At 58.2% G+C, this 19383-nt stretch carries 16 protein-coding genes; 6 read left to right on the forward strand and 10 right to left on the reverse strand.

All coding sequences use genetic code 11. The features are described 5' to 3' along the window. Positions 1 to 150: 150 nt before the first annotated feature. Both GEI7407_RS20725 and GEI7407_RS10595 read right to left on the reverse strand, forming a co-directional pair. Entirely contained in the window at positions 151 to 4560 is a 4410-nt protein-coding gene (locus GEI7407_RS20725; protein WP_015172151.1) for a PAS domain S-box protein, read from the reverse strand. A gap of 700 nt (positions 4561 to 5260) precedes the next feature. Continuing rightward, on the reverse strand, positions 5261 to 5554 hold the full coding sequence (locus GEI7407_RS10595) for a peptidoglycan-binding protein (protein WP_015172152.1): 294 nt from the start codon (positions 5552 to 5554) through the stop codon (positions 5261 to 5263). Between the two features lie 188 nt (positions 5555 to 5742). Between GEI7407_RS10595 and GEI7407_RS10600 the strand changes: the two genes are divergently transcribed. From GEI7407_RS10600 to GEI7407_RS10615, 4 genes are all read left to right on the forward strand, one after another. Next, the gene (locus GEI7407_RS10600; protein ID WP_015172153.1) at positions 5743 to 8286 is read left to right on the forward strand and encodes a U32 family peptidase; all 2544 of its coding nucleotides are present in this window, start codon (positions 5743 to 5745) and stop codon (positions 8284 to 8286) included. Then, positions 8286 to 9386, forward strand: coding sequence for a SpoIID/LytB domain-containing protein (locus GEI7407_RS10605; protein ID WP_015172154.1), 1101 nt, complete (start codon positions 8286 to 8288; stop codon positions 9384 to 9386). Before GEI7407_RS10600 ends, GEI7407_RS10605 begins: the two co-directional genes overlap by 1 nt. A gap of 20 nt (positions 9387 to 9406) precedes the next feature. Next, positions 9407 to 9706, forward strand: coding sequence for a hypothetical protein (locus tag GEI7407_RS10610; RefSeq protein ID WP_223294412.1), 300 nt, complete (start codon positions 9407 to 9409; stop codon positions 9704 to 9706). Between the two features lie 192 nt (positions 9707 to 9898). Further along, a complete protein-coding gene (locus tag GEI7407_RS10615; protein WP_015172156.1) occupies positions 9899 to 10264 on the forward strand; it encodes a DUF1636 family protein in 366 nt (121 codons plus the stop codon). Between the two features lie 13 nt (positions 10265 to 10277). On the opposite strand, the gene GEI7407_RS10620 is transcribed toward GEI7407_RS10615, so the two are convergent. The 6 genes from GEI7407_RS10620 to GEI7407_RS10645 all read right to left on the reverse strand — a co-directional run bounded on the left by GEI7407_RS10620 (position 10278) and on the right by GEI7407_RS10645 (position 15193). Continuing rightward, positions 10278 to 10826 carry a GAF domain-containing protein gene (locus GEI7407_RS10620; protein WP_015172157.1) on the reverse strand — a complete coding sequence of 183 codons (549 nt, stop codon included), beginning with the start codon at positions 10824 to 10826 and terminating at the stop codon, positions 10278 to 10280. A gap of 233 nt (positions 10827 to 11059) precedes the next feature. After that, positions 11060 to 11530: a hypothetical protein gene (locus tag GEI7407_RS10625; protein WP_015172158.1), complete on the reverse strand. Its 471-nt coding sequence runs from the start codon at positions 11528 to 11530 to the stop codon at positions 11060 to 11062. 777 nt (positions 11531 to 12307) lie between these two features. Continuing rightward, positions 12308 to 13114, reverse strand: a complete 807-nt coding sequence (locus GEI7407_RS10630; RefSeq protein ID WP_015172159.1) for an energy-coupling factor ABC transporter ATP-binding protein — start codon at positions 13112 to 13114, stop codon at positions 12308 to 12310. 87 nt (positions 13115 to 13201) lie between these two features. Then, positions 13202 to 13972, reverse strand: a complete 771-nt coding sequence (gene cbiQ / locus GEI7407_RS10635) for a cobalt ECF transporter T component CbiQ (RefSeq protein WP_041268941.1) — start codon at positions 13970 to 13972, stop codon at positions 13202 to 13204. A 20-nt stretch (positions 13973 to 13992) separates the two neighbouring features. Beyond that, positions 13993 to 14355, reverse strand: a complete 363-nt coding sequence (locus GEI7407_RS10640; protein ID WP_015172161.1) for a PDGLE domain-containing protein — start codon at positions 14353 to 14355, stop codon at positions 13993 to 13995. Between the two features lie 94 nt (positions 14356 to 14449). Continuing rightward, positions 14450 to 15193, reverse strand: a complete 744-nt coding sequence (locus tag GEI7407_RS10645; protein ID WP_015172162.1) for an energy-coupling factor ABC transporter permease — start codon at positions 15191 to 15193, stop codon at positions 14450 to 14452. A gap of 802 nt (positions 15194 to 15995) precedes the next feature. Here GEI7407_RS10645 and GEI7407_RS10650 point away from each other — a divergent pair. After that, the gene (locus tag GEI7407_RS10650; protein ID WP_150109773.1) at positions 15996 to 16382 is read left to right on the forward strand and encodes an anthrone oxygenase family protein; all 387 of its coding nucleotides are present in this window, start codon (positions 15996 to 15998) and stop codon (positions 16380 to 16382) included. Positions 16383 to 16559: 177 nt separating this feature from the next. Here the strand turns inward: GEI7407_RS10650 and GEI7407_RS10655 are convergent, their stop codons facing one another. Further along, positions 16560 to 17684: a class I SAM-dependent RNA methyltransferase gene (locus GEI7407_RS10655; RefSeq protein ID WP_015172164.1), complete on the reverse strand. Its 1125-nt coding sequence runs from the start codon at positions 17682 to 17684 to the stop codon at positions 16560 to 16562. Between the two features lie 260 nt (positions 17685 to 17944). Here GEI7407_RS10655 and GEI7407_RS10660 point away from each other — a divergent pair, with 260 nt between their 5' ends. After that, positions 17945 to 18979, forward strand: a complete 1035-nt coding sequence (locus GEI7407_RS10660; protein WP_015172165.1) for a 1-acyl-sn-glycerol-3-phosphate acyltransferase — start codon at positions 17945 to 17947, stop codon at positions 18977 to 18979. Here the strand turns inward: GEI7407_RS10660 and GEI7407_RS10665 are convergent. Further along, the gene (locus GEI7407_RS10665; RefSeq protein WP_015172166.1) at positions 18921 to 19232 is read right to left on the reverse strand and encodes a helix-turn-helix transcriptional regulator; all 312 of its coding nucleotides are present in this window, start codon (positions 19230 to 19232) and stop codon (positions 18921 to 18923) included. The genes GEI7407_RS10660 and GEI7407_RS10665 overlap by 59 nt on opposite strands. Positions 19233 to 19383: the final 151 nt, after the last annotated feature.

A 19383-nucleotide genomic window follows, 5' to 3' on the forward strand; every position in this document is an offset into this window, starting at 1 on the left:
TTCTGTAAGCAATCAATATCTAGAAAAATCATTAAAAACTCATACTTCTATTTTTTGCCATTCAAGTTTTGCACTTGATCACCTCTTATTTAGGTGTGGAGGTGTCTTTATGCCTGTATATGACAAGAGTCGTGGTAATAAACTGAACTTTTAATTTTCCTCAATCTCGTTGGGCAAGCTGAGGATAAAGTGGGTCGCGTTTTCATCGCTGGTAACTCGAATATGGCCGCCGAGGTGTTCGACGAAGCGCTTGACCAGCGCCAGTCCTAGCCCGGTACCGCCATATTTCCAGGGATCTTGATTGGGAATGCGATAGAACTTATCGAAAATGCGATCGCACTCTTCTGGCGGGATCGTCACCCCAGAATTGCTAATTTCAATTTCCACGCGATCGCCCTGCATCTGGGCGCCCAGAGTAATGCTTTGGTGAGATGGCGTATATTTGCAGGCGTTGTGGAGCAGCTCCGAGAGAATGCGCTCTAGATAGGAGAAATCCGTTGAGATATTCACCGGGCGATCGCCCGGACACCGCAGCACCAGATCTTGGTGCTGAGCCCGCATTCGCTCCGCAAAGGGCTCTGCCACGTGGGGAATCCAGATACACAGATCCATCGTACCCACAATTAGCGGCTCCGTTCCGGCATCGAGGCGAGTGAGATCCAGCAGATCATTAATGAGATTAATTTCTCGCTGACCTTCATCTTTGAGCACCTGGAAGTAGCGAGAGATATCTCCCATGTTGAGCACATCCAGAGACTGGAGCTGCAGCTCTAGCATTTGAGTGGCCATTTTGATATTCGCCATGGGCGTGCGCAGCTCGTGGGAAACGGTGCTCAAAAAGTCATCTTTGAGCTGATTGAGACGCTCCAGTTCTCGGACCTGGCTTTGGGCGGCCTGATAGAGGCGCGACTGGCGGAGGGCGATCGCGCACTGATTGGCCACCTGCTCCACGAGGCGCACCTCCATCTCGCTAAAGCGCTCCTGCTTGTAGCGGAAAAGCCACAGATTTCCCAAGATGCCGCGATCGTCGAAGATCGGGCATACCAGAATGGCGTAGCGCTCTAGGGTGCCGCGCAGCAGCGTCCCAGAGGTGAAGCAAAACTGGCAGCACTGCCCCGTCAGAAGCCGCTCATAGATCTGCGCCTCCATGGGATCGATGAGGGAAGACGATCGGCCCAGGGAGGTCGGCAGAGAGACATTATATTCGTGGGTCACCGTGGAGAGCGTGAAGTCTGCGTTGTAGAGCGCCGTGTCGCAGCACTCGATGCCCAGGGTTGCGCCCAGGGCATCCACCGCCGTTTGGAGGATCTTGTCTTCATCGAGGGAATCTCTCACCGAGTCCGTAATTCCCTTGAGAACAGACTCAAAGTAGAGAGACTGTTCTAGCTCGGCGGTGCGCTCTTGGACCTGCTGCTCCAGGGTGCTGTTGAGGGACTGTACCTGGGCATAGAGCTCCGACTGCTGGATGGCGATCGCCACCTGGGCCGAGAGCTGCTTCATGAGATTGACCTCCCAGGACTGCCAGCTGCGCGGCGCGGTGCAGTGATGGGCGATCAGCAGCCCCCAAAGGCGATCGCCTTGGAGAATTGGCACCACCAAATTGGCCTGAACCTGCAAATTTTTCAGCAGATCGACATAGCAGCTGCGCAAGTGGGGCGCATTGACATCATTGAGAACGCCGACGTGCCCCTGCAAATAGGAGAGATGCCAGTTGTGACGAAAGCAGGGATCATGGATAGTCCAGCCCATGATCGCCAGGTCAGGAGAGATCACAGACTCCGCTACCACATCCCCACTCCAGTCCGGCTGGAAGTGATAGATCACCACGCGATCGGTATGGAGCAGCGCGCGGATATCGGCCACCGTCGTTTCGAGGATCTCTTCGAGGTTGAGAGACTGGTGGATGCGCTGGGTGATCGCCCCCACGAGCTGCTCCCGCTCGGCTTGCTGACGCAGCACTCGCTCAGCCTGCTTGAGAGCCGTCACGTCCCGGCTGACGATCAGCACAGAGTCCACGGTCCCGTCCCCTTTCCACTCCGGCACCAGGCGCGCTGACCACTCTCGCATGCCGCGGGGAGAGTAGAGCTCAAACTCGTAAGACTGCTCTTGGCCCGTCTCAAACACCCGTCGCACGGCTTGGTACCAAGGCGTCAGCTTGTCCGCAGAGTGGCCCATCTGCTCATCGGTCCGGCCCATCAAGCTAGCGGGCGAGACGCCGGTCTCACGCTCCAGGCTGGGGTTGACGTAGACGTATCGCATCTGGCGATCGATCCGGGCGATGATGTCGGGGGAGTTTTCCACCAGGGCGCGAAATTCCCGCTCTCGCTGGCGTAGCTCGGCCTCTGCTCGGTTGCGGCCTGCGATCTCTTGCTGGAGCTGCTCAATGGTCGTAGCGAGGTTGCGCGTCTGGGCCTCGACGGTCAGCCCCAGTTCGGCGATCGCCCGCTGCAACGCCGTTTCGGCCTCCTTGCGATCAGTGATATCGATGGAGATGCAGATCATCCCCGCCAGCTCATGATCTTGGTTGAACAGGGGCGAATGGGTCACCAAGGCCCAAAACACGCTGCCATCGCGTCGCAACAGCTGCTTTTCGGCCGTCCAGCTTTCGCCTTGAACCATCGACAGCAGCAGCCCCTCGGCCTCGGCTTGATCCTCCGGCCTCAGGAGCAGCTCTAGCACCTTGCGATCGCGCACTTCCTCAAAGGTCCAGCCGTACAGCCGCGCCGCGAAGTCATTCCAGTACAAAATGCCGCCCGCCAAATCCGTGGCGATCACCGCGTGATCGACCATCTGCAGCAGCCGCGCCTGGAAGTGGAGGGCCGCCTCAGCCCGCTGGCGCTCCGAAACTTCTTGCTCAAGCTGCTGATTGGTTGCGATGAGGGCCACAGTGCGCTGATCGACCAAGTCCTGTAGGCGATCGCGATACTGGTAGAGCTCTGCTTCTAGGCGCTTGCGCTCGGTGATGTCACGCACCACCCACACCACCGATTCAGCGTCCAGGGGAGAGACATTGGCCGAAAACCAGTGCTCGCCCCGATCCGGCAGGTTCAGCGCATACTCGGTATGGATGGTCTGGCCCAGGTCCAAAGCCTGCTGCGTCACCTGGATAATGTACTTCGCCTCATCCGCAGGCATCACGTCCGCCACGGCCAGCCCTGACAGAGCCGCTGCGCGATCGTAGAGGTAGCGCGGATCGCTGGTGACGACCTTGCGGTAGCGGCCTTCGCGATCGAGGATCACCACCAGGTCCGACATGGCCGCAAAGACGGCTCGCAGCTCCGACTCCGAGTTTTGCAGGGCCAGCTCCGCCAGCCTGCGCTCGGTGATGTCGCGCCCGACAGACTGGATCTCCGCCACGTTGCCCTGGCGATCGCGGATCGCCTGGTCCGTCCACTGCTGCCAGCGCACCGATCCATCTGCAGCGATCGCCTGGTGCTCATAGGTAATGCTGTTTTGCCCCGCCAGCAGCGCCGCGATGTGCTGCTGGGGAATCGCGCGATCGCCCTCCGGAATCAGCTCCAAAAAGCTGCGCCCCAAAAGCTCCTCCGGCGATCGCCCAAAATAATCGCAGTAGGCCTGGTTGACGAACGTCAGCGTGCCATCCGGCTGAAAGCAGCAGATAAAATCCGGAACCCGGTTCAAAATGTGGCGATACTGCTGCTCCCGCAGGCTCAAGCCAGCCTCATCTCCCCACACCGTCGCCCCAGCGAGCTGCGGCTCCGCCAGAGCCGTCACCGCGTTTTGCAGATCCTCCCACACCTCCTGCAAGCGCTCCGTTCCCAGCAGTTGCCAAATATCCCCCTGGCTCACCACCCCCACCAGATCTTCTTGGGCATCCACAACCACCAGGCGACGGACATTGTGGGACTGCATCTGCCCCAGAGCCACCAGCAAAGACGTCTCCAGATCCGCCGTCACCACCGGCCGCTTCATCACCGCCTGGGCCGTCAGCTTCTCGAGGTCCAGATTGAGGGCTTGGAGCTGCGCAACATCCTGGCGCGTGAGCAGCCCGACCGGGCGCTGGGCCTCCGTCAGCACCAGGCAGCGATCGGCTGAGCTTGCCATGAGCAGGAGGGCCTGGGCGACACTCACCGACGGGGAGGCCTGGACCATCTGCCGAGGCCGCACCAAGCGCACTTGGCCATAGCGCAGCAAGTCCATGGGCGACAAGGCCGTCCGCAGGTCGTCGAGGGTAACCACCGCCAGGGGATGCCCCTGGGCATTGACCACGGGCAGGTGCCACAAACTGTACTGCTGCAACAGGTTCAGGACCGTTAAGGGGTTTTTGACCTCTTCTAGAGAAATCGCGATCGCGGGCTGGAGCAGGCAGTCTTGCAGGGTTTGAGCAGAGGCGGGTTTTTTCTTGATGGCCTGGAGAATTTCAGTATCTGTGACCAGCCCCACCAAGCGACGGTGCTGGGTGACCAGCATGACATTGCGCTGCGTCTCCTCCATCACCGCGATCGCCTGCTGAAGAGAAGTCTTGGCGTCGCAGGTGAGGAGAGGGCGCTGAATAATTTTGTCAATAAATGGCTCAGAGAGATTAGAGGAGTTTGGCATAACCTTAGGACACAGGCAATCCACACTATCAGATCAAAAAATTCTCTCTATACAGAGTACCCAGTCTAGAGAAGAGCACTGTTTAACTGTTTGAAAAAGATAGATTTCCTACTTTAGGTGTAGCCTATTTTTTTCGCTAAATGGACGCTCCACAAAGAGGACAATTTAGCAAGCCCCCAAAGTAGGTTAATCGCCTGATTTTCTTGATCTTTTGCAAGTTACAGTAAAATCATTGACCTCTTTCTTCTAGAAGAAACTTAACGAAGGAGTAATTTGAGCGAGCAAAAGACGGCTTTTTGAGCCAACACCGGCTGGACTTTGTCCGTCACTCTCTAGGCCAGTGAGCTTTTCATTCTGTTCTTTTTGACGGTCGTCTTCAGCAAGCAGGTTCAAACTGCTTTTCTAGCTTTTGTTTACCTTTCTTTGCTCAATTTTGTTGATTTTAGTCGCTTAGGCCGCGCTCTCTTTCGCCAAGACTTCGTCAAGACATAGATCTCCATTTTCGAGTTTAGTCTCGAGCCTATCTTTCCCGAACGAGTCATTCGCAGGAGATTTATACGATGGTTAGCCGAACTTGTGGGGAGCGATCGCTCCCTACCGGCTCCCAGGCAACCCTCAAAAGCCTTTCAGGCCACCGATCGCGCGATCGGTGGCCTGAAAGGTTTTTAAGAAATTGAGATAGCGAAGCCAGCAGTCTTTTTTAATTCAGCCCGTCATCGATCATAGAGTCGTCGACCGAGGCAGCGGGCACGGGGCAAGCAATCTGGGAGCCCAGCTCGCGCCAGGTTTTGGGGCCGACCATGCCATCGTCAATCAGGCCGTGGTTGGACTGGAACAGCCGCACCGCGTTGCGGGTCTCGGGGCCAAACACCGCATTGAAGGGGATCGAGAAGCCGTAGCGCAGGATCAGGATTTGCTGCAAAAAGCGTACCGCTTCGCCAGTGTTGCCTTCGCGCAGGGAGGGGAGGCTGATGATGGAGGTAAAAGCAGTCATGGTGTTTCTCCTGAAAGGAAGTGAGTGAATGTTGCTAGGGAGTACTCCAGCCCAGGCGAAACGGATTTCTGGGGGCAGGGGGTGCGAAAAGGGGTGATTTCACGGCGGGGAACCGGGGCTAGGGCAGCGGCTGGGCGATCGCCCTATGATAGAAAGGTTTCTTTTGCTGACCCTGGGCGCTTCCCACCATGACCGTTTCTCCGACCCCGAGCTCCGCTGCGGCCAAAGCCTCTCGCGATCGCCCCGAACTGCTGGCCCCCGCCGGGTCCTGGGACTGCGCCAAGGCCGCCGTCGAAAACGGGGCCGACGCGATCTACTTCGGGCTAGAGCGGTTTAATGCGCGGATGCGGGCCGAGAACTTTACTGAGGGAGATTTGCCGGCGCTGATGGCCTATCTCCATCGCCGGGGCCTGCGGGGCTACGTGACTCTCAACACGTTGGTGTTTCCCCAGGAGCTCGCTGAGGCGGAGCGCTACTTGCGCAGCATCATCGGGGCGGGCGTAGATGCCGCGATCGTCCAGGATGTGGGCATTTGTCGCCTGATTCGCCACTTATCACCGGATTTTCCCATTCACGCTTCGACCCAGATGACCGTGACCAGCGCAGCGGGGGTGGAGTTTGCGCGGTCCCTGGGCTGCCAGCTGGTGGTGCTGGCGCGGGAGTGCTCCCTCGCAGAGATCCGCAAAATTCAGCAGCAGACGCGCGATCGCGGGGTGGCGCTGCCGCTGGAGGCTTTTGTGCACGGCGCGCTGTGTGTGGCCTACTCGGGCCAGTGCCTGACCAGCGAGGCCCTGGGCGGGCGATCGGCCAATCGCGGGGAGTGCGCCCAGGCTTGCCGGATGCCCTACGAGCTGATCGCCGACGGGAAAGCGGTGGATTTGGGCGATCGCCGCTATCTGCTGAGTCCCCAGGATCTGTCGGGGCTGGCGGTGCTGCCGGAGCTGGTGCAGGCGGGCATTTGCTCGCTCAAGATCGAAGGGCGGCTCAAGACGGCGGAATATGTGGCCAACGTGACGCGGGTGTACCGGCAGGCCCTCGATCGGGCAATGGCTGAGCTGCCCACCCCAGCGGCAACGGCCCAAGAGGAGCGCTATGCCCTGGAAATGGCCTTCTCGCGGGGGCTGTATACGGGCTGGTTTGAGGGCATCGACAATCAGCAGCTAGTCCACGGACGCTTTGGTAAAAAGCGGGGCGTCTACGTGGGCGAGGTGACGCGGGTCCAGGGCGATCGCGTGACGGTGCGCCTAGAAGTGCCGGTCAAGGCCGGGGATGGGGTGGTTTTTGACGGCGGCCATCCCGAGGCGGAGCAGGGCGGCCGGGTCTACACCGTGGACCTCCAGGGCCGGGAGGCGGTGCTGACCTTTGGGCGGCGAGATCTGGATTTGCGCCGGGTGCGGGTGGGCGATCGCCTCTGGAAAACCAGCGATCCCGAGCTCGATCGCCAGCTGCGCCAGACCTACAGCGGCGACACGCCTCAGTTTCAGCGGCCCATCGAGATCGAGGTCCACGGCGAAGCGGGGCTGCCGCTGGTGGCGATCGCCCGCGACGAGCTGGGCCACTTGGCCCAGGTGGAGTCCGCCATGGCCTTGGTAGAGGCCCACACCAAGCCCCTCACCGCCGAGCGACTCCAGGAGCAATTTGGCCGCCTGGGCAACACGCCCTTTCGCTTGGCGGCCCTGACCAGCGCGGTGGTCGGCGAGGTGATGCTGCCGGTCAGCGAGCTCAATCGCCTGCGGCGATCGCTGGTGGAGCGCCTGGAAACCCTGCGATCGCAGCCCCAGCGCTGGCAGCTTCGCCCCGAGGCCTCCTACCGCGACCTGCTGCCCGCTCGCCCGCCAGCTCCGGACACTGAACCTGAGCTAACCGTTTTGGTGCGGCGCTTTGATCAATTGCAGGGGGCGATCGCGGCGGGCATCGAGCGAGTGTACTGCGAATTTGAAGATCCTCGGGCCTACCGCGCCGCCGTGGCCTGGGTGCGCGACCACGCTCCCCAGGCCGAAGTCTGGGTCGCGCCGCCCCGGATCACCAAGCCGGGCGAAAACTGGATCTTGCAGCAGGTGCGCCAGAGCAACGCCGACGGCTACCTCGTTCGCAACTACGATCACCTGGCCTTTTTCGCGGGCGATCGCTGTCTTGGGGACTTTTCGCTTAATATCGCCAACCCCCTCACCGCCGCCTACTTCCAGCAAACCTTTGGCCTGGAGCGCCTCACCGCCTCCTACGACCTCAACATCGATCAGCTCAGCGCCCTGCTGCAAAGCTGCCCTCCCAGCTGGTTTGAGGTGACCATTCACCAGCACATGCCCATGTTCCATATGGAGCACTGCGTTTTTTGCGCGTTTCTCTCCGAGGGCACCGACTACACCAACTGCGGACGCCCCTGCGAGAAGCACGAGGTGAAGCTGCGGGTGAATGAAATTCGGCCCAAGGGCGTCCGCGCCGGCACCGAACACATCCTTCAGGCCGATGCGGGATGTCGCAATACCGTCTTTAATGGCATCGCCCAAACTGGAGCCGAATACACCCAGCGGCTAATTGACCAAGGCGTGCGCCACTTCCGAGTCGAGTTTGTAGACGAGAGTCCGGCCCAGGTGGACCAAACCCTGGCCCGCTATCGTCAACTACTGCGCGGGGAGATCACCGGTGCCCAACTGTGGCGATCGCTCCGTCTGCAAAGTCAGCTCGGCGTCACCCGTGGCACCATCGGCCTCGGAGCCCACCATCCCTCCTGATGTCACTGCCCTCTCCCATGCAAACGCTGCGTCCCCATCTGCGCTGGTTACTGCCCCTGGCAGCCGGAATTCTGTCTCTAGTGCTCACCCTGGCCTTTCACTATCGTCACCAGCTGCCGCTCCTGGCCGAAGTCGAGCCCGCAGTTCCCCAGGCATCCCTCTCAGTCGCCGTGCCGACTCCGGCCCCCGTGGCTTCCCCGGCTGCCGTACCGGCTCCGCCCTCAGCGACGCCCTCACCCACTCCCAGCCCCAAGGCCCCAGCATCTCCAGCCCCAGCCAAGCCCCAGCCCGTCGATCCGGCTCAGTACACCGCCGAAGAAAAGGCGCTCAATGAGCAGGCCAAGCGGCGCTTCAAGCAGTCCATTCCGTCCGTCGATGGCATGGTGGAAATGCAGGTGGCGATCGCCTCTGGCAGCGTGGTCACCGTCGGCAGCCCAGACGGGGCCACCCTCCACGACGAGAGCGGCGCGCTCTTGGCCGAGATGCCCGCCAAAGAACTCTACACTGCCCAAATGGGCGCGTCAGGGATTGCTTTGGGCTCCACGGAGCTCCCCAGCGTTGTGTGGCTGGAGCCGAGCTTTGGGGGACTGCTGCAAGTGGGCGATCGCCTCTATCGCGGCAGCCTGATGCTAGCCGTGCACAAAGGCGAGATCTGGGCGGTCAACTATATCAATCTGCGCGAATATCTCCACAGCGTTGTGGGCAGCGAAGTCTCACCCAGCTGGCCCGCCGAAGCCCTCAAGGCCCAGGCGGTCGCGGCCCGCTCCTACGCGCTCACCTACTATTTCCGGCCCGTGAGCAGTCTCTATCACATGGGCTCCGATGAGTATTACCAGGTCTATAGCGGCATCGGTCGCGAAGCCCCCGAAACCAGCGCCGCCGTGGACGCCACCGCAGGCGAATTTGTCAGCTATCGGGGCGGCATTGTGGAGTCTCTCTATGCAGCCTCCGATGACATCGTGGCGGAGGCCTTCGAGGGCAAGGGCATGAGCCAGCTCGGGGCGCTCGACCTGGCGAAAGGCGGCTATTCCTATCACCAGATTCTCAGCCACTACTACCCCACCACCGGCGTCGCCCGCTTTGAGGCTGATTTTGAGTAGCCCTCGAAGCGCGATCGCCCATGGTAATCTCGACAGTAGTTTTTGAGACGCGATCGCCCATGGGTAGCCAATCCACCGCCAAAACTATCTTTCTTCTCACCTCCATGGTGGGCTGGCTCATCGTCGGAGCCGCCATGATGTATCTCTTTCCCCAAGTGGCGGACTGGATCGTCTCCTCCGAGCTCACCCACCGCTGGATGGAGAACCTGGGGCGCGGCGGCTACAACCCCACTCTGGGCTGGGCTGGCGGCGGGATCGCCCTAGGAGCAAACATCGTCGGCAACTGGGTTTGGTATCAGCGCTTCGACGACAAGCTCTAACTCTCTCTTTGTTCTGCGCTCGATTGGTAGTCAAGGAGTGCTTGGACTCAACCACTGTCCCAAATTGGTGCCTGCTGGTCACCGACAAACAGAGAAATTCAGTTGTGAGATCAAAGGGCGATCGCCCTCAGTGGCCCGCAGAGTCAGAGCTTTAAGCAGTTATTTCAAGCAAGGGAAAGAGACACAATTTCGATGGCCCAGCATGTCCTGATCGTCTGTGAAGCCTGCGGCAGCGACAAAAAAACCCCAGGAGACACCCCCGGCAAGCGCCTGATGCGACAGCTCCAAGTCCTGCATCAGCAGTGGCCCCGCCGAGCAGAGCTGGATCTCGAAACCACCGGCTGTCTGTGCGTGTGCGATCGCCCCTGCGCCATCGCCTTCGTCGGCACCCACAAGCCCAGCTTTCTGTTTGGCGATCTCTCCCCCGAGACCAGCGCCGAGGACCTGCTGATCGCGGCTGAGCTCTACCTGGACAAGGCCGACGGCATGGTTCCCGCCTACGACCTGCCCCTCCCCCTGCGATCGCGCCGGATCGCCCGGATTCCCGCCGCTCCCTGACCGGGGATTCAAATCAGTCTTTAAACAGCGCTTCAGCGATCGCCGGAGACTGGGCCAGCGTCTCGGCTCCCTGGCGCATCCGCTCAATGTCCTCCGCAGGCCAGGGCCGCACCTGGCTGTGGTGGGCGATCAGGAGCCCCCAGAGATTCCCGGCCACCAGCACCGGCACCACCAGATTGGCCCGCACCCCCAGATCTCGCAAAAAGTCGCGGTGGCAATCATTAATCGGCTCAGTCTCGATATCGGCGATCGCCCGCACCCGGCCCGCCAAATACAGCGCTGCATACTCGCCATTGAAGCAGTCATCTGGTCCGGTCGAGCCCAAAATTGAGCAGTCAGGCGATCGCAGCGCCTCAAAAGTCACCTGTCCCCGCCACGGCTGATAAAAGTAGTACAGCACCACCCGATCGACCTGGAGCCCCTCACACAACTCTTGGGTCGTGCGCTGCACCAGCGTATCTCGCTCAATCGTCTGAGAAAGGCGGTCAAGAATATTTCTCAACCCCAGATTTTGTGGGGCACTGGGGTCAAAACGAAACTGACGCTCAAAGGGAACCGTCACGGGTCTATCGCCAAACTGCTATATCAACCATTCATGGTAGAGTCTGCCTGGCGTGTTAACGCTTTTGTTAAGACCCTCTGAAGAAATCTCCCATCAAAAAGCTGCCCATGAAACCATGGGCAGCCAAAACTTGATCGAGCCGAACCCATAGCTAAAAGCTAGAGAATTCAAGGCCTAGGATAAATCCCAGCAAATTGTTTCCCGTAGAAACAACGTGTCTCTCCCAAACCGGCTTAAGCCTTGCTAGAGTCCTTGCGCTGGCGCTGAGCGATGACCGCAGCACCCGCCACCAACAGCCCCGTCATCAAACCGGGCTCAGGAACTCTGGCCGGAGGATTGTTTTCAGGGACATCCCGATAGTAAACGCTGATGTGCGAAACATCCTTGGCAAAGGGAGAATTCCAGGTGCCAGACGTCACGCCGTCTTTCAGCATATAGCCGGTCAAAGTTGTACCATTGCCGCTCTTAAAGATCAGCATGACGTCATCCCAGGCACTTTGCACTACGCTGGAGATATCCCAGGCTCCTGATTTGCCTGAGCCTTTGCCCGCGTAGCCAGCGTTTTCGCCGATTTTGCCGCCAAAGGACCAGTCCGTGAAGTCAAAGAACGCTTCAGAATTGACGGTTATCGGACTGGTATTCAAAAAGTCTTGCTTGGCTGTGTCGCTGTATTCACACGCCGAAGCACCGGAGACTCGGCCCATAAGATTTGAAGGGCATGTAAACGTAGCAGCTTCTGCGGCAGGAGCGAAAGCGGCAGTTCCTGCCAGCAAAGCAGATCCTAGCCAAATGGGAGCAGCTTTCAACAACGATGTCGCTTGACGCATGATTTTCAGTCCCTCTCAGGATGATGTGTTGGTTGCCCGTCTTCTGAACCCAGGAATCCTTGCTTGAAGCGTTGCCCAAAAAACTCTGTTGAAATTGGGAGAGTAGCTCTCAAGAGGTTTCTGACGGGCCAATGAGAAACCGCGCAAGCCATCTAGACAAAATTTGTTTGAGCCGCGCAGCAGGAGTGAGCGTAGAACTCAGCGATTGGGAACAGACAGCAGCGATCGCCCTACAATGGACTCAGTAGAAGATGACCCCTATTTTTGTATTTCTATACACATCCAGCATAAGTTGCCCATCCCTGTCCAGACGTGAAGCTTCTGCAAAGGGAAAGGCTTTTATCAAGAAGTTTTTCTTGAGTTTTGCGGCTTAAATTGAAGCGAGATCCGCAATTCCCAGAGCCTCCGTAGGGCACGGGTAACAGCCCCCGGATAAAGCCATGTCAATTTTACGGTCTCCGGCAAGGGGGATGGAAAAATTGTCAGCCGCCAGCCTCGCAAAGACCGCAAAAACTGGGAGGCTAGACTGATACCATCTCCGTATTTTGGCGCTTCGACGCTCATCCAGCTAACGCTTCGCGTACAGCTGGAGATTCTCCGTTCACAGACCCGTGGCTTGGCGCTGTAGAGAGCAGGAGAGGCGAGGGGAAGCAGCTAGTGACTGAGGCTCGGCAGGGTAGCAGGGTGCGGCCGATCGACGGGGCGGTGATCGAGCTGGCAGTAGGGGCGCGAATAGCTCAGGGGACGCTCTAGGGCGTGCTCCTCGAGGAAGGCATCGTTGGTCATGATGGCTTCGGTGGGGCCGTCGTAGACGATGTGGCCCCGGCTCAGGACCACCGTGCGATCGCACAGCTCCAGGGCCATGTCGAGATCGTGCGTGGCAACCACCTGGGTCAGGGGGAGCTGGCGCAGGAGCTGAATGAGCTGGCGGCGCGATCGCGGATCGAGCTGAGCCGTCGGCTCATCGAGCACCAACACCTGGGGCTGCATGGCCAAGACTCCGGCGATCGCCACCCGCTTTTTCTCACCGCCCGACAGGTGGCTGGCGCAGCGAGGCCCGTAGTGGGCCGGGTCGAGGCCCACCGCCATCATGGCGTGGTGAGCGCGGTGCTTGAGGGCATCTCCTCGGAGTCCCTGATTCATCGGCCCGAAGGTGATGTCTTCCCACACCGTCGGCATGAAAAGCTGATCGTCTGGGTTCTGAAAGACCAGGCCCACAAAATTGCGCACGGCCTGGAGGTTTCGAGGCTCAACGATCTGCTCTCCAATCACCATCTCTCCCGATTCGGGCAGCAGCAACCCGTTGAGATGCATGAGAAGGGTTGATTTGCCTGAGCCGTTGGCCCCAATTAGAGCCACTTTTTCACTGGCGGCGATCGCCAAATTGATATCGCTCAGGGCGTTGGTGCCGTCCGGATACGCATAGAAGACATTCTGAATCGAAATGGGATTGTGATGCATGCGAAGACCGCAATATGGATGAGCAACAAAAGCCTAGAAACACTCTAGAGAGAGACTCGAACCCGAACTCCCCAAAGACCCCAAAGCCTAAAAAAGATAAATCATCTGACCAGCCAGCATAAGAAGGGCCACCAGCGTAACCATGACGATATCTAGACGCCGCTCCTGGGGGACGCTTTCGCGGGGCAGGCTGCCGGTATATCCTCGCGCCAGCATCGCCTGGTGAATGCGATCGCCCCGATCGTAGCTGCGAATAAAAAGTCCCCCAATCATATTTCCCAGCACCATCCGCTGCCAGTGTCGCCGCCCCAGCAGATTGCGGGAGAGCGCCGCCCGCTGCATCGCCTTGAATTCATCTATCAGCACGCCAATATAGCGATACATCGCCGCCATAATTGCCACCAAGAGAGGAGGCATCCGGAGTGCCCGAAAGGCATGGAGCAGATCCGGAATCGGCGTGGTGAGAACCAATAGATTGACCATCATCAAAGACAAAAGCGCCTTGAGGGCAACGCTTCCCAGCACCGTTAGACCGCCTGTCGTGATCTGGAGAAATCCCCACTGCCAGAGGATCTCTCCTGTCCCCTGAAACAGCGTTCCCAACAGGATCATGCCAATGAAGACAAACTCCACGGCCACCCGACGCGCCAGCGTCCACAGCGTCACGCGGCTCAGCAGCAGCGCGATCGCCAGTCCCGCCCCATAGACAGCCCAGGTCCACCAGCGACCATTAGGGGTGAGAGCTGTCGCAAAGACAAATAGCACCATACAGACTACCCGAGCGCGCGGGGTTAGACGGTGCCAAAAACTCTCACCCCGACTATCTACGGCGAGCTGAAATACTCCAACATGTAGCAGTGCCATAGATTCTTATTCGCCTAAGATTGGCGATCGGATAAATCAGACTCAGTGGAGGAGACAGAGGCTCCTTTGACAGACAGCTTGCCAATTCCCCACGCCAAACCAAAGGCAACCAACGTGCCAACCAAGCCTGCCAGGGGGGTTTGTAGCGTTTCTGGCACCCCTCGCAGCGAGTACTCCTCAAACACTCGGTAGAAGGGAAGCTTTTGGGAGGGAGCGTCTTCTACCGCTGCTGCCTCAAATCCGAGATCCTGAGCCACGCGATCGAGGCCATCAGGATCAGAGCTCGCGAAAGGAGAGACAAAAACTGCCACAAGGAGCGCCACTCCCAATCCTGTGATGACTAGCGCTTGCGTGCGCTGACGAGATACTTTGCTCATGCCATTCCACCCGCGAAAAGAACCGAACTCAAAACGCAAACACGATGGGACTGCGTACCTTTTAACTAGCGTGAATTCTCGGTCGGCGATCGCCCTACATGGCCGAGCGCGATCGCATGCTGCTGCGACGAGGCGGATCAAACATCATCTCGGGTCGTGTACGCCAGACAAAGCTCACGGCCAACACCGTAATAATGGCCTCACCCACCCCAATCATGAAATGCCAAATCGCCATCGCCGAAAGTGCCAAATTCAGCGAGACCGTGCCCGAGAGGGCTAGCTGGATCGCGCACAAGACCGCTGCCACAAAGACACTCGTCCAGGATGCGACTACCGTCGCGATCGCCGTGCTGCGCCACCGATGGAACCCCAGCGCCGATCGCACAGCTTTGTAGAGGTAGTAGCCTGCGAAGGTTCCGATAAGGCCCATGTTGAAGATATTAGCGCCCAGCACCGTGAGACCACCATCTTGGAACAGGACCGCCTGCACGATGAAAACCACAGTCATCACCAGCGATCCGGCCCACGGCCCCAGCAGTACCCCGGCCAGGGTGCCGCCCAGCAGGTGCCCCGACGTCCCCCCCGGAATGGGAAAGTTAATCATCTGCGCCGCGAAGATAAAGGCCGCACTCACCCCCATCAGGGGGACAGCCCGCTCTTGATAGTCAGCCTGCACCTGGCGCAGCGACAGCACGACCAGCGCCACCGCAAAGACCCAGCACGCCCCGCTCACCGGCAAGCTGAGATATCCGTCTGGGATATGCAGCGCTAGATGAGGCTGAACGATCCACTGAGACTCTAGCAGCGTTGGAAAGCGAAATAAGAAAGCGTCAGCCATGCAGTTCCTCAAAGTTTAGATTGCACGTGTTAGTAAACTTCAGTATTCAAAGTGAATTCAATCCCCAAGGGGGGGATCTTTGACCTTAAATTTATCAATGAATTGAGACTTTTTTGTCGCCTTATAGATTTTGTGACGCAGCGCAATAAATTGTTGAAAACCCATGCCCTACAACACAAAAGCCTTCCAAAAATTAAGGTTTTCTTTGGTTTCAAACTGTTTGTAGCGAACACTCAGAAGTTAAGGTTTTCTTCCCTTTTGGCGATCGCCCTACAGTTTTTCCAACCTTTTTCGCCGAATTCACCATCTCTCCAAAAATCAATACATCTCAGCACACTTTTCTAGAGCTTACCTCCCAGCACAGCCCATTCCTCAATAATTCACTTCTATCTTCAGAAAGAATCTTTGTTGAGCACGTTTCTGTCCTTCTGTAGGGCAAGCGCTGCAATCCAAGATTTCAATCAGTTTAGACGCTTTTAATTGAGACTTATCCCCAAAAATTCTGAATCCTTTCCCTTCACAAATCGATTCATCGCTTCTTCAAAGATCCCAGCCCGCAAGTCCTAATCTCTCACAAAGATCCAGAAAGCTTTAAGGTCTAGCTCTCGACGGTCGCTCAAGAAATTTTCAGAAAGTTGCAGCAACTTTCTTTTAAGATGAATTATTTTGATGAAAGGTGCTAGTCCTAGCAACGGGAGAGTAAGAAGCCGTGGCGTTTCAAGCGACTTTTTGGGGCTCATTACTAGCAGTGTTGGGTTGCGGCCTAGTGGGAGGCGTCTTCTTCGCTTTCTCTAACTTTGTCATGAGGGGTCTGGGCCGACTGCCAGCACCTGAAGGCATTGCTGCCATGCAGGCCATCAATATCACCGTGATTAATTCCGGATTTATGGGCATCTTTTTGGGGACAGCAGCGCTGAGCCTCTACATGGCGATCGCCGCTATCCGGCAGTGGGGCCAAGCAGACGCGATCTATTGGCTGGCCGGGAGCTTACTTTATCTGATCGGTAGCTTTGGCGTCACGATCGCCTGCAATGTGCCCCTCAATGACGGTCTGGCGAACGTAGATCCGCAAAGTGTCGAGGGGGCGAAGATCTGGTCTCACTATCTAGTGTGGTGGACTGTCTGGAACCACGTCCGCACAGTGGCTTCTATCGCTGCTGGCGGGTGCTTTTTGAGATCTTTGATTTAGAGAGTTTGATTAGAAGATCTCTGGTTAAAATCTCTCAGAGAGTCTTTTAGATAGATAGTTAGAGGTGCTTAGAGGCGATCGCCGCCTGATCAAAATTTATCTCAAAGAGACTTTATATGAATGCCGAAACTCTATCTGTGCCTCGATTCTGAGGCACAGATAGAGAATTTGCGCAGCTTAGTACAGCTCATACTTCATGAGCTGACAGGGCAGAGCGCCGTTATAGACCGGGATGCGCTGGGAGGACTTGAGGCCGATGGACTGCGCTAGCTCTTTATTGCCGCTGAGGATAAAGGCGGTCCAGCCTTTGAAGCGCTGCTTGAGGACATCTCCCAGGAGCTTGTAGAAAGCGGCCATCTCGCCAATGCGGCCAATGCGCTCGCCGTAGGGCGGGTTGCACAGCAGGATGCCGCTGTCGGCGGGAGCGACGACGTCCGCTAGCTCAGTGCAAGAAAACCAGACATGCTCCTCGACGCCGCAGTTTTCGGCGTTGGCGATCGCCTGTCGGATGACATTCTCATCGCGATCGCTCCCCCAAATCGGCGCTGGCAGCTCATGCTTTTGGCTGTCTTCTGCTTCTTGCAGGAGATCTTCGAGCAGCGGCAGGTCAAAGTCTGGCCATGTCTCAAAACCAAAGCGCTCGCGAAAGAGGCCCGGCGCGATATTGAGCGCTCTGAGGCTGGCCTCCAGAGGCAAAGTCCCTGACCCGCACAAGGGATCGTAAAACATCTGGTCCGGCTGCCAGCCCGAAAGCTGAATCAGCGCGGCCGCCAGGGATTCCTTGAGGGGAGCGGCTCCCATGGCAGGCCGGTAGCCCCGGCGGTGGAGGCTGTTGCCTGAGCTGTCGAGGCTGACGGTGCAGCCGCTGCGATCGATGTGCACATTCACCCGCACATCCGGAGCCACTGTATCTACATTGGAGCGTTCTCCAGCTCGCTCTTGCTGCTGCTCGACGATCGCCTTTTTGACCTGGATGGCGGTGAAGTGGGTGTGGTTGAGGCGATCGTTTTTGCCGGTGGCGTTGACGGCGAGGGTCAGATCCGGCGTCAAATAGTCAAACCAGTCAATACTGTGGATCCCGCGATAGAGATCCTCGGCATCCTGGCAGGGAAAGTGATGGATCTTCATGAGGATCCGAAAGGGCAGCCGAGCCCACAAATTCACGCGGTAGAGCAACGCGCGATCGCCCTCAAAGCTCACGCCGCAAAACTCTGGTTTCACGGCCTGGGCGCCTAGCTGCTCTAGCTCTTCGGCGGCGATCGCCTCTAGTCCCCGCGCCACCGTTGCAAAATACTGATTCATTCTCGCTCCTATTGCGCAACGGTCTTTCTGCCGTTCCTTTGCACTATCGCCCCTGTTTTGGTTCCAAGGCTCAGGGCGATCGCCTTCGCGCTGCCACCATCTCTGCATCAGGTCTGCATCAGGGCAGACAGCCAAGTCTACCGGAAAGATCTCCCTAACTCAATCAAGCCTAGAGCGTCTCTTCTGGGGACATGCACCGCCAAGGGAGGGGGAGCCGCTACACTCAGGGAAAAGGGAAAGCAGAATCTCAAACAAATCCCATGGCTGAGCCCTATTCCTTTGGCTGGTTTGATCGATTTTGCCTCTGGTATCCGCCGGGCTGGCTGATTTTGTTTAATCGCCACTGGCAGCACTACCACCCCGACACGCCGGGATGGAACTGGCTGGAGTATTTGCTGTTTTTGGTGCCGGGGGGATTTTATCTGGCGCTGCTGCTGCGCTGGCTGCGATCCCTCGGGCGATCGCCCCAGGCCGCTCCTGAAAGCTTTCACCCAGACTATCAGCGAGCCTTTCGGGAAGAGATCCTCGGCCCCATCGTTACGCGCTACTTTCGGGCAGAGCTGCACCACTGCGATCGCCTGCCGCCCGACCAGCCGCTGATCATCACCATGAACCATGCGGGCATGTGCTTCCCGTGGGATTTTTTGTGCTTGGCCTATCTGCTGGGCCACGAGCGCGGCTGGACCATCCAGCCCCTAGCGGGGGTTTCCCTGTTCGAGCATCCCTGGGTGGTGTGGTGGCTGCCGCCGGGCTGGTCCCAGGCCCTGGGCGGGGTGCGGGCCGAGGCCGACGCCTTCGAGGCTGCCGTCGCCCACAACGCCGTTCTGCTCTACGCTCCCGAGGGCTTGCGCGGCCCCCGCAAGGGCTGGTCCCAGCGCTACCAAATCCAGACCTTTCATCCCAGCTTCATTACCCTCAGCGATCGCTACCAAATCCCGATCTTGCCGGTGGTGTGCCTGGGCAATGAGTTTTTGCATCCCTGGGCTGAGCACCAGGCCTGGCTCGCCAAGCCCTTTGCCATGCCTTTTTTGCCGCTTTCTCCCGGCATGATTTTCTTTTTGCTGTTTCCGTCCCTGGGCGTCTGGGCTTTGCGCAGCAAGCTGCGATACTATGTCCAGCCGCTGTACACGCCCCAGCTTCAAGCTCAAACGGGTAACGGGCGATCGCGCCCCTACGACGCCGCCCAGGCCCTGCGGGACACCCTCCAGCGCGAGCTTCACAGCCTGCGCAAGTCCCCTAGGACAGCGTCAGCCGCCCAAAGCACTCCCGCAGCAGAGCCTCATTCAAAGAGTTGAATTTGGTTTGACCCTCTCGGCGGATTTGGAGCAGTCCGGCTTCTGCCAAAATCTTGGAGTGGTGGCAAAACAGCGCCAGACTGATGCCCAGGTGGTGGGCAACCTCCGAGCCGCTCATCTCCGCCCGGGTGGTCAGCAGCTCCACAATTCGCAGGCGCGTCGGGTCCGACAGAGCCGCAAAGATTTTGGCGCGCTGCTCTAGGTCGCTGAGGTCAACCGAAGTCGGGGATTGGCTTTCTTCGAGGGCAGACATAAGGCATCAACAGGACAGTGTCCCACGGGGTCTCTGGTTTCCATTGTACGGACTGGTCGTCCTTAGTGAAATTGTTAAATAACTACTTGACTTCTAAAGACGCCTTGCCTAGGATCTGTAGTTAAATACTTGTTTGACTACTTAAACATAG

The sequence above is a fragment of the Geitlerinema sp. PCC 7407 genome, from assembly GCF_000317045.1.
Taxonomy (GTDB): domain Bacteria; phylum Cyanobacteriota; class Cyanobacteriia; order PCC-7407; family PCC-7407; genus PCC-7407.

Bases quoted from the DNA above. Each gene is read 5' to 3' on its own strand.
- GEI7407_RS20725 (WP_015172151.1), bottom strand. From the start codon at position 4,560: ATGCCAAACTCCTCTAATCTCTCTGAGCCATTTATTGACAAAATTATT.
- GEI7407_RS10595 (WP_015172152.1), bottom strand. From the start codon at position 5,554: ATGACTGCTTTTACCTCCATCATCAGCCTCCCCTCCCTGCGCGAAGGC.
- GEI7407_RS10600 (WP_015172153.1), top strand. From the start codon at position 5,743: ATGACCGTTTCTCCGACCCCGAGCTCCGCTGCGGCCAAAGCCTCTCGC.
- GEI7407_RS10605 (WP_015172154.1), top strand. From the start codon at position 8,286: ATGTCACTGCCCTCTCCCATGCAAACGCTGCGTCCCCATCTGCGCTGG.
- GEI7407_RS10610 (WP_223294412.1), top strand. From the start codon at position 9,407: ATGGTAATCTCGACAGTAGTTTTTGAGACGCGATCGCCCATGGGTAGC.
- GEI7407_RS10615 (WP_015172156.1), top strand. From the start codon at position 9,899: ATGGCCCAGCATGTCCTGATCGTCTGTGAAGCCTGCGGCAGCGACAAA.
- GEI7407_RS10625 (WP_015172158.1), bottom strand. From the start codon at position 11,530: ATGGGCCGAGTCTCCGGTGCTTCGGCGTGTGAATACAGCGACACAGCC.
- GEI7407_RS10630 (WP_015172159.1), bottom strand. From the start codon at position 13,114: ATGCATCACAATCCCATTTCGATTCAGAATGTCTTCTATGCGTATCCG.
- GEI7407_RS10640 (WP_015172161.1), bottom strand. From the start codon at position 14,355: ATGAGCAAAGTATCTCGTCAGCGCACGCAAGCGCTAGTCATCACAGGA.
- GEI7407_RS10645 (WP_015172162.1), bottom strand. From the start codon at position 15,193: ATGGCTGACGCTTTCTTATTTCGCTTTCCAACGCTGCTAGAGTCTCAG.
- GEI7407_RS10650 (WP_150109773.1), top strand. From the start codon at position 15,996: ATGAGGGGTCTGGGCCGACTGCCAGCACCTGAAGGCATTGCTGCCATG.
- GEI7407_RS10655 (WP_015172164.1), bottom strand. From the start codon at position 17,684: ATGAATCAGTATTTTGCAACGGTGGCGCGGGGACTAGAGGCGATCGCC.
- GEI7407_RS10660 (WP_015172165.1), top strand. From the start codon at position 17,945: ATGGCTGAGCCCTATTCCTTTGGCTGGTTTGATCGATTTTGCCTCTGG.
- GEI7407_RS10665 (WP_015172166.1), bottom strand. From the start codon at position 19,232: ATGTCTGCCCTCGAAGAAAGCCAATCCCCGACTTCGGTTGACCTCAGC.